Origin of the sequence: Trichloromonas sp., from assembly GCF_041583255.1 — a bacterium.
Classification (GTDB): Bacteria; Desulfobacterota; Desulfuromonadia; order Desulfuromonadales; family Trichloromonadaceae; genus Trichloromonas.
On the sequence record NZ_JBFHGD010000158.1, the window covers coordinates 1 to 7,927 of the forward strand.

A 7,927-nucleotide genomic window follows, 5' to 3' on the forward strand; every position below is an offset into this window, starting at 1 on the left:
GTGTTGAAGGAAAAATAAAAGTACCTGACATGATCAAGGTGGAAGCCCCTGGCGCCAGCTCGCCGGGGGCTTCTTTTTTTGGGGCAGCTCTGCTATGTTTCAGCAGGCCTTTTGGAAAGGATCACGCCATGAAAATAGTCGTACTGGACGGATACGCCCTCAACCCCGGTGATTTGAGCTGGGACGAGCTGAAAAAGCTGGGGGACTGCCAGGTCTATGATCGGACCCCCGCCGACAAGGTGCTGGAGCGGGCGGCCGGTGCCCAGGTGCTGCTGACCAACAAGACCGTTCTTGCCGCCGAGACCATCGCCGCGCTTGCCGAGCTGCAATATATCGGGGTGCTGGCCACCGGCACCAACGTGGTGGACGTGCAGGCCGCCCGTCGTCGCGGCATCCCGGTTAGCAACGTCCCCGGCTACAGTACCGCTTCGGTGGCGCAGATGGTCTTTGCCCTGCTGCTCGAAATGACCAGCCAGGTCGGCCATCATGCCCGCCTGGTGCGTGAGGGGGCCTGGAGTGCCAGCCCCGATTTCGCCTTCTGGGACCGGCCGCTGACCGAGCTCGAAGGGTTGACCCTGGGGCTGGTCGGTTTCGGCGCCATTGGCCGTAAGGTGGCGGCCCTGGGGCGGGCTTTCGGCATGACCGTGCTGGTGCATACCCGGCATCCGGAAAACTACCAGGCCTACAGAGATTCCGGGGAGGTCGAATTTACCGATCTCGACAGCCTGTTCGGCCGCAGCGACGTGGTCAGTCTGCATTGTCCGCTGACCCCGGAGACCGAGCGGATGGTCGATGGTCCCCGACTGGGCCGGATGAAACCCGGGGCCTGGCTGATCAACACCGGGCGCGGTCCGCTGATCGACGAGGCGGCCCTGGCCAAAGCGCTCAACAGCGGCCAGCTGGCCGGCGCCGGTCTCGATGTGCTTTCGTGCGAACCGCCGCCGGCCGCCAACCCGCTGCTGCAGGCTGACAACTGCGTGATCACCCCGCATATCGCCTGGGCGACGCGGGCAGCGCGGCAGCGCCTGATGGCCACCGTGGCTGCCAATGTCCGCGATTTTCTCGCCGGCAAAAACAGCAACCTGGTGAACTGAGTTTCTTGCCGGTGCCGCCTGCGTCGGCTTGACAGCCGTGCCGCCCGATGTTATAAATCCTGACTCGACTTACTTCGCTGTAACGGCCACAGGCATGGACCTGTGGCCTTTTCTTTCGTAAAAGGATACATATGAGCAGCAAGAAACCTACTGCCGGAGATTATATCGATGCCCGCTGCACCCGCTGCCGGGTTATCACCAACCATACCATTGTCGCCATGGTTGAAGACCGGCCGGTACGTGTGCAGTGCAACACCTGCGGAGGTGCGCACAATTACCACGCCCCCAAGGCCGAAAAGCCCGAACGGGTTGTCAAAAGTCGGGCGGCCGCGGCGCCCAAGACGCCCAGGGCGGCCAAGGAAGCTCGCACCGCCCGCACGAAGGCCGCCGTTCTCGAGCAGGAGCAGTGGCTCGCCGCCAGCAGGGACGCCGATCCGACCCGGGCGGTCCCTTACAGCATGGAGGGGGTCTACAAGGTGAACAACTGGATCAACCACCCGCTTTTCGGCTTCGGGCTGGTGGTATCGGTGGTGCCGAACAAGGTGGAGATTCTGTTCCAGGACGGGAAGAAACTGCTGCGCAGCAACAACTGATCGCCTTGCCGGCGATTACGGAGACCCGCGGATGGAGTTTGCCCACCTGCACGGCTGGAAGGTCGATTGTCGCGAGGCGATTGCCCTGCAGCAGGCCCTGGCGGGGCAGGTGCGGCTGGAAAACCGGCTGCCGCAGCCGCTGGCAACGGTCGCCGGAGTTGATGTCTCCTACGAAAAAAACGGCAGCCTCTTTTACGCTGCCGTGGTAGTGCTCAAGCTGCCGTCCCTCGACCCGATCGACCAGGCCCATGCCGTCGCCCGGGTCGATTTTCCTTATGTGCCCGGATTGCTCTCGTTTAGGGAGCTGCCGGTGGTGCTCGACGCTTTCCGTGCGCTGGGCACGATTCCTGATGCGGTGCTGGTCGACGGCCAGGGGATCGCCCATCCAAGGCGGCTGGGGCTGGCAAGCCATCTCGGACTCTGGCTCGCCCTGCCGACGGTCGGCTGTGCCAAGAGCCGGCTGTGCGGCAGGCATGCCGAGCCGGGTGCGCAACGGGGTGAGCGGGCTCCCCTGCTGTTGGGAGCTGATGAGGTGGGGGCGGTGCTGAGGACCCGGGATCGGGTCAAGCCGATGTACATCTCGCCCGGCCACCTGGTCGATATCCCCGCTGCGGTTGAGCTGGTGCTGGCCTGCACCCGCCATTACCGGATGCCCGAGCCGACCCGCCTGGCCCACCAGCTGACCAACCAGTTGCGCCGGGCTGCGCTTTAGCTCTTCAGCAGTTCAAGGATCGCTTCGGCCTGCTGCTCCCCCAGGGTTCCCTTCTGTCGCGCCAGTCCCACCGTCTTTCTTCCCATCACCCGGTAAATTTCCCTCAATTCGTTTGGAAGCTCAGCCATGGCATCGAGATGGCTGGCGACGGTCTGTACGTCGCCGCGGGCAATGGGGCCGGTCAGCGCCTGTTCCGGGCCGAGGGTGCTCAGGTTGCGGCTGGTCCCTTTGAGCAGGGGGAGCAGCATTGTCAGTGCCTCATCTTCCGGAATGCCGCTGGCGGCCATGATTTCCGCCGCCGTGGCGGCCAGGGTGATCAGATAGTTGGAGGCGACGCAGGCGGCGGCGTGGTAGAGGGGTTTCCGGGCGCTGTCGATGCGGAAGGGCTTTCCCCTCAAGGCGTCGACCAGGGTTTCGCCGAGGGGGATGAGAGCCTCTTCTCCTTCCACCGAAAACGGGGTGCCGGGGAGGTTGCGCAGGCCGGTGACCGAGTCGGCAAAGGTCTGCAGCGGGTGCAGCGACAGGGCCCGAACTCTTGGCGCTTCGCCCTGGTTGAGGATGGCGGCCGGGTGTCGGCCGCTGAAGTGAACCACTACCGCATTCGGAGCCAGCCAGCCGTTTCGGCGCAGCAGCAGGGCGGCGTCGGCCAGAAAGTCGTCCGGCAGGGCCAGCAGAACGAGGTCGCCTTCTTTGGTTCGTGACAGGTCGCAGGTGCCGGCGGCGCGGTGGCCGACAAAGCGGGCGGCCGCGACGGCCCGGGCGGGATCCCGGCTGATTACGGCGACGACCGGGTAGCCGGCTTCAGCCAGCAGGCTGGTCACCGCCTGACCGAGCCGGCCGGGACCGATCAGGACGATCTTCGGTTTCACTGGACCGGAATCTCCAGCCGGCCGACGCCCTCGATTTCAGCCGTCATCAGGTCGCCGCTTTTTACCGGGCCGACTCCGGCCGGGGTGCCGGTGAGGATGATATCCCCTTCTTCAAGGGTGAAGACTGCGGAAACCGCCTGGATGATTTCGGGGATCCGGCGCATCATCTGGGCCGTCGAGCCGTCCTGGCGCATCTGGTCGTTGACCTTGAGGGTGATGCGCAGGTCGTGCGGGTTTTCGACGGCGCCGGCGGGAACGAAATCCGACAGCGGACAGGCGGTGTCGAAGCCCTTGGCGATTTCCCAGGGGAGGCCTTTTTTCTTCAGCTCATTCTGCACGTCCCGCAGGGTCATGTCGATGGCCACCCCGTAGCCGGCGACGTGGGCCATGGCCTCTTTGGCGGCGATGTTCTTGCCCCACTTGCCGATCAGCACGGCCAGTTCCACCTCGTAGTGGCAATCCTGGGAGAAGCCGGGGATGATCACCGGTTCCCGGTCGCCGATGACGCTGGTTGAAGGCTTGATGAACAAGACCGCCTTGTCCGGGGTCTCGTTGCCGAGTTCCTTGATGTGGTCGCTGTAGTTACGCGCCAGGCAGACCACCTTGCCGACCCGCAGGTTCTTAACGGTACCTTTTAATCGCACTGCATGCATTGCGTTTCTCCCTCGGTGTTCGATTTTATCCTTTTTTGCCGGATAATGATAAATACAATTCTGCTAAAAGCAAGAGGTCGGCAGAGATTCAGGTCTGCGCCCGCGGCAGCGACCAGTTGTGCCGGATGGCCAGCAACCGCAGCGTGATGACGGTCATGGCGGCGACTATAGCGATAAGCGTCGGCGGCATGGGGGTGTGGTGCAGCAGGAACATTAACGCTCCGCCGGCCAGGCAGGCCGAGGCATAGACCTCTTTGCGCAGGATCAACGGTACCCGGTTGGAGAGGACGTCGCGCACCACGCCGCCCGCCGTGGCGGTCATGATTCCCATGCTCACCGCGCCGATGAAGCCCATATTGTACTCAATGGCCTTGCCGGTGCCGATGACGACGAAGGTGCCGAGGCCGACGGCGTCGAAGTAGAGCAGGGGGTGCTGCAGAAAACCGAGTCGCCGGTGCTGGAAAAAAACGGCCAGGGAGACGGCAATGGAGATATAGAGGTAGACTTCGTTTTTCAGGCAGAAGGGGGGGAAGTCGCCGAGCAGCAGATCGCGCAGGGTGCCGCCGCCGGTGGCGGTGACCATGCCCAGCACCAGCACGCCGAACAGGTCCATGTCGCGGCGAACGCCGGCCCAGGCGCCGGAAGCGGCAAAGGCGGCGGTGCCGATGAGATCGAGGATGTAGAGAAAATTCACAACGACTAACCTCCGCTGGCGGCGAGAATAGCCCTTTACCGGGCAAAAAGCAAGGGTGGTGTAAGGGGGACGGCTGTGCTAAGCTGTCCGGGCGGCGGCGCTTCAAGGGACTGTCGCAGACACTTCAGCGGAGAGCTGACACCATGCTTCTGCCGATCGGTGACACCCCCAACCCGCCGGGAACCCCCTACGCCAACTACCTGCTGATCGGGCTCAACGTGGCGGTGTTCCTGCTCATTGCCCTGCCGCTCACGGCGGCCCGGCCCGATCCGTCCGACCCCCTGCTCTACGAATACCTGCAGGTCGCGGGGGCACGCGACACGCTGTCGCTCCGCGTCTTGCTGGAACATCTTTCCGCCTACGATCTGTTTGTCTTCCGGCACGGCTTCAGGCCGGCCTCTCCGTCGCTCTCCTCGTTGTTCACCTCCCTGTTCCTCCACGGCGGCTGGATGCACCTGCTCGGCAATATGCTCTTTCTGTGGATCTTCGGCGACAACGTCGAGCATCGCCTAGGGCCCGTCCGCTACCTGTTGGCCTATCTGGCCGCCGGCGTGGCCGCGACCCTGTTCTTCGCGCTGTTCGTCCCCGCCTCGCAGGTGCCGCTGGTGGGCGCCTCGGGGGCCATCTCCGGCGTGCTCGGTTTCTATTTCCTGTGGTTTCCCCGCAACCGGGTCAAGACCTTCGTTTTCCTGTTCCCTTTCATCATGAACACCTTTCTGGTGCCGGCCCGGCTGGTGCTCGGGTTTTACCTGCTGATCGACAACCTGCTCCCCTTTTTGCTTAACGGCGGCGGCAGCGGCGGAGTTGCCCACGGTGCCCATATCGGTGGCTTCGTCGCCGGCACGGCCATGGCTTTCGGCATCGATCGCCTGCCTGGCGGCTTGCGCCAGTTGAGACGGCGTACTCCTCTTGCAGACGACGAGGTTGTTCGGGAGGCGCGAGTCGACACCGGCATCGCCACGCGGATCGAGAGGGCTTTGGACGAAGGCGAGCTCGAACGGGCGCTTGCCCTTTATCCGCGGATCGACGGCCGCCAGGGGCGGGCGCAGCTGGGTTCCGCCTCCATGCTGGCGCTCGGGGAACTGTTGCTGGCCCACCGGGAGTACGACCAGGCCCTGTCGCTGTTCCGGCGCTTTATCGCCGAGCGCCCCGCCGACGCGGCGCTTGACCGGGCCTACCTCGGCGCCGGCAGGGCGCTGATGCACAAGCCGCGCTGCGTCACCAGCGCCTATCACTATTTTCTTGCCGCGCTCGATGTCGCCCGCAGCCGCGAACTGGCCGACGAGGTGCGCCTGCACCTGCACGCCATCGAACGCCTCGGTGAAAAAGGGACGGGGAGAAAGGCCTGACCCGTCGGCCCAACGGACTTGCTGACATGACAAATTCTTTACATTCTTTTTACCCCGCCATGACGACTCTGTTTCCGGGCCGTGCTCTACTGGACTCGGGCCTGCGGGATGTCCCCGCCGGTTCGGGCCAATGACGGCACCGAAAAAGGAGGATGCCATGCTGCCAAGGATACGGTTGTTCCAGATTCTATTTGTTTTCGCCCTGCTGAGCTTCGGGGGCTTCGCCGCTGCGGCGTCCCCTCCGCTGATCGGCTGCGACCTGGCGCTCGACCAGGAGGTTCTGCCGGCCGGTTCGTCCCAGTCGGTGGTGATCAAGGTTTCGCTCGACGTCCCGGTCCTCCCCCGGCAAACCGCCCGACCGCCGGTCAACCTGGCGCTGGTCTTCGACCGCTCCGGTTCCATGTCCGGCAGCAAGATCGAAAAAGCCCGGCAGGCGGCCGTCGAAGCCCTGCGCCGGCTCGGCCCCGGCGACCTTTTTTCGCTGGTCGTGTACGATCACCAGGTGCAGACCCTGGTGTCTGCCCAGAGCGCGGCCAACACCGAATGGATCGAGTCGCAGATCCGCAGCATCCACCCCGGCGGCAATACCGCCCTGTTCGGCGCGGTCAGCCAGGGCGCGGCCGAGGTGCGCCGGCATGTGCATCAACCGTACGTGCACCGGGTGATCCTGCTGTCCGACGGGCTCGCCAACGTCGGCCCCAGCGCCCCTGAGGATCTGGCCCGGCTCGGCGCCGCCCTGCTCAAGGAGGGGATCTCGGTGACCACTATCGGCATCGGCACCGATTTCAACGAAGACCTGATGACCCGGCTGGCTGCCCGCAGCGACGGCAATCATTATTTCGTCGAGGATAGCCGCGACCTGTCGCGGATCTTCGCCGCCGAACTCGGTGATGTGCTGAGCGTCGCCGCCCGCAGGGTGGTTGTCGAGGTGGAATGTCCCGCAGGGGTCCGGCCGTTGCGGGTGATCGGCCGCGAGGGGCGCATTCGCGGCAACCGAGTTGAAATCCAGATGAACCAGCTCTACGGCGGGCAGGAAAAATTCGCCCTGATCGAAGTCGAGGTGCCGGCCTCCCGCTCCGGACAGACCATGGATCTGGCCACCGCCAACTGTTCCTACGAGAACGCCCTGACCGCACGGGTGGAAAAATCGTCCGCCCGTATCCAGGCGCGCTTCAGCGCAAGCCAGGCTGAAGTGCGCGAGGGGGCCAATAAAGCGGTACAGGAGGCGGTGGTCGAAAACGAGATGGCGGTGGCCCGCGATCAGGCCCTCGACCTGTACAATGCCGGGCGCAAGGACGAGGCGGCGCAGGCGCTGCGTCAGACCAGCGCCGAGTTGAAGGCGAAAAGTTCACGGCTTGGTTTTGATGACCTTGCCGGTGAAGCGGCCGCCCTGGAGTCGGATGCGGCTGAATTTTCTGCCGACAAGCTCAGCAGCCCGCGCAAGAAAGAACTGCGTTCCGAGAGCTACCGGGTGCGCAGCCAGCAGAAGGAATATTGAATTGAAAAGATGAGTCCCTGGATTTATGGTTAAGCGGCTGGCCGGGGGAAAGAGCGGTTCCCGTTTGCCTGTCTCCAGGGTGGAGAATTTTCGAATGAAACGAACCGGCTTCATTATTGCCGCCTGGCTGATCCTGCTGATACCGACCCTGCTGATCGGCGGGGTCGCCCTGCGCCTGCTGCAGCATGAGCAGCAGCGCCTGGCCGGGGCCGCCGTGGCTGCGGCCAGCGAGCGGGCGAAGGCGACGGCCGAAAGTATCGCTCTGGCGGTAGCCGAGGTCAAGGATGGCCTGCTGGCCACCCTGCAGACCCTTCCGCAGGAGGACCTGGCCGGCCGGCTCGACGCCTGGCGGCTGGAGAACCCGCTGATTCGCAACGTCTTCATCTGGGCCCCGGGGGGCGGCTTGTCCCTGCCGGACCCGCAGCAGCCGGTCAGCGACGAAGAGGCCGGATTCATCCGCCGCTA

General features: G+C 64.4%; 9 protein-coding genes. 6 read left to right on the top strand and 3 right to left on the bottom strand.

Annotated elements, in window-relative coordinates; translation table 11 throughout:
• Positions 1–128 precede the first annotated feature (128 nt).
• From ABYV89_RS12170 to nfi, 3 genes are all read left to right on the top strand, one after another.
• Entirely contained in the window at positions 129–1,094 is a 966-nt protein-coding gene (locus ABYV89_RS12170) for a D-2-hydroxyacid dehydrogenase (protein ID WP_432823226.1), read from the top strand.
• Positions 1,095–1,225: 131 nt separating this feature from the next.
• Positions 1,226–1,687 carry a hypothetical protein gene (locus ABYV89_RS12175; RefSeq protein WP_432823227.1) on the top strand — a complete coding sequence of 154 codons (462 nt, stop codon included), beginning with the start codon at positions 1,226–1,228 and terminating at the stop codon, positions 1,685–1,687.
• Between the two features lie 31 nt (positions 1,688–1,718).
• Entirely contained in the window at positions 1,719–2,399 is a 681-nt protein-coding gene (gene nfi / locus ABYV89_RS12180; RefSeq protein WP_432823228.1) for a deoxyribonuclease V, read from the top strand.
• Here nfi and ABYV89_RS12185 read toward each other — a convergent pair.
• The 3 genes from ABYV89_RS12185 to ABYV89_RS12195 form a co-directional block, all read right to left on the bottom strand.
• A complete protein-coding gene (locus tag ABYV89_RS12185; protein ID WP_432823229.1) occupies positions 2,396–3,268 on the bottom strand; it encodes a Rossmann-like and DUF2520 domain-containing protein in 873 nt (290 codons plus the stop codon). The two genes, nfi and ABYV89_RS12185, sit on opposite strands and share 4 nt — an antisense overlap.
• On the bottom strand, positions 3,265–3,921 hold the full coding sequence (locus ABYV89_RS12190) for a fumarylacetoacetate hydrolase family protein (protein WP_432823230.1): 657 nt from the start codon (positions 3,919–3,921) through the stop codon (positions 3,265–3,267). Before ABYV89_RS12190 ends, ABYV89_RS12185 begins: the two co-directional genes overlap by 4 nt.
• Before the next feature lie 88 nt (positions 3,922–4,009).
• On the bottom strand, positions 4,010–4,615 hold the full coding sequence (locus ABYV89_RS12195) for a trimeric intracellular cation channel family protein (RefSeq protein ID WP_432823231.1): 606 nt from the start codon (positions 4,613–4,615) through the stop codon (positions 4,010–4,012).
• A gap of 143 nt (positions 4,616–4,758) precedes the next feature.
• Here ABYV89_RS12195 and ABYV89_RS12200 point away from each other — a divergent pair, with 143 nt between their 5' ends.
• From ABYV89_RS12200 to ABYV89_RS12210, 3 genes are all read left to right on the top strand, one after another.
• A complete protein-coding gene (locus ABYV89_RS12200; RefSeq protein ID WP_432823232.1) occupies positions 4,759–5,964 on the top strand; it encodes a rhomboid family intramembrane serine protease in 1,206 nt (401 codons plus the stop codon).
• Positions 5,965–6,121: 157 nt separating this feature from the next.
• Entirely contained in the window at positions 6,122–7,462 is a 1,341-nt protein-coding gene (locus tag ABYV89_RS12205; protein ID WP_432823233.1) for a vWA domain-containing protein, read from the top strand.
• A gap of 94 nt (positions 7,463–7,556) precedes the next feature.
• A partial coding sequence (locus tag ABYV89_RS12210) for a hypothetical protein (RefSeq protein WP_432823234.1) occupies positions 7,557–7,927 on the top strand: 371 nt, incomplete at its 3' end.

Excerpts from the sequence above, each read along its gene's own strand:
- ABYV89_RS12170 (WP_432823226.1), top strand. The coding sequence starts at position 129 with ATGAAAATAGTCGTACTGGACGGATACGCCCTCAACCCCGGTGATTTG.
- ABYV89_RS12175 (WP_432823227.1), top strand. The coding sequence starts at position 1,226 with ATGAGCAGCAAGAAACCTACTGCCGGAGATTATATCGATGCCCGCTGC.
- nfi (WP_432823228.1), top strand. The coding sequence starts at position 1,719 with ATGGAGTTTGCCCACCTGCACGGCTGGAAGGTCGATTGTCGCGAGGCG.
- ABYV89_RS12190 (WP_432823230.1), bottom strand. The coding sequence starts at position 3,921 with ATGCATGCAGTGCGATTAAAAGGTACCGTTAAGAACCTGCGGGTCGGC.
- ABYV89_RS12200 (WP_432823232.1), top strand. The coding sequence starts at position 4,759 with ATGCTTCTGCCGATCGGTGACACCCCCAACCCGCCGGGAACCCCCTAC.
- ABYV89_RS12205 (WP_432823233.1), top strand. The coding sequence starts at position 6,122 with ATGCTGCCAAGGATACGGTTGTTCCAGATTCTATTTGTTTTCGCCCTG.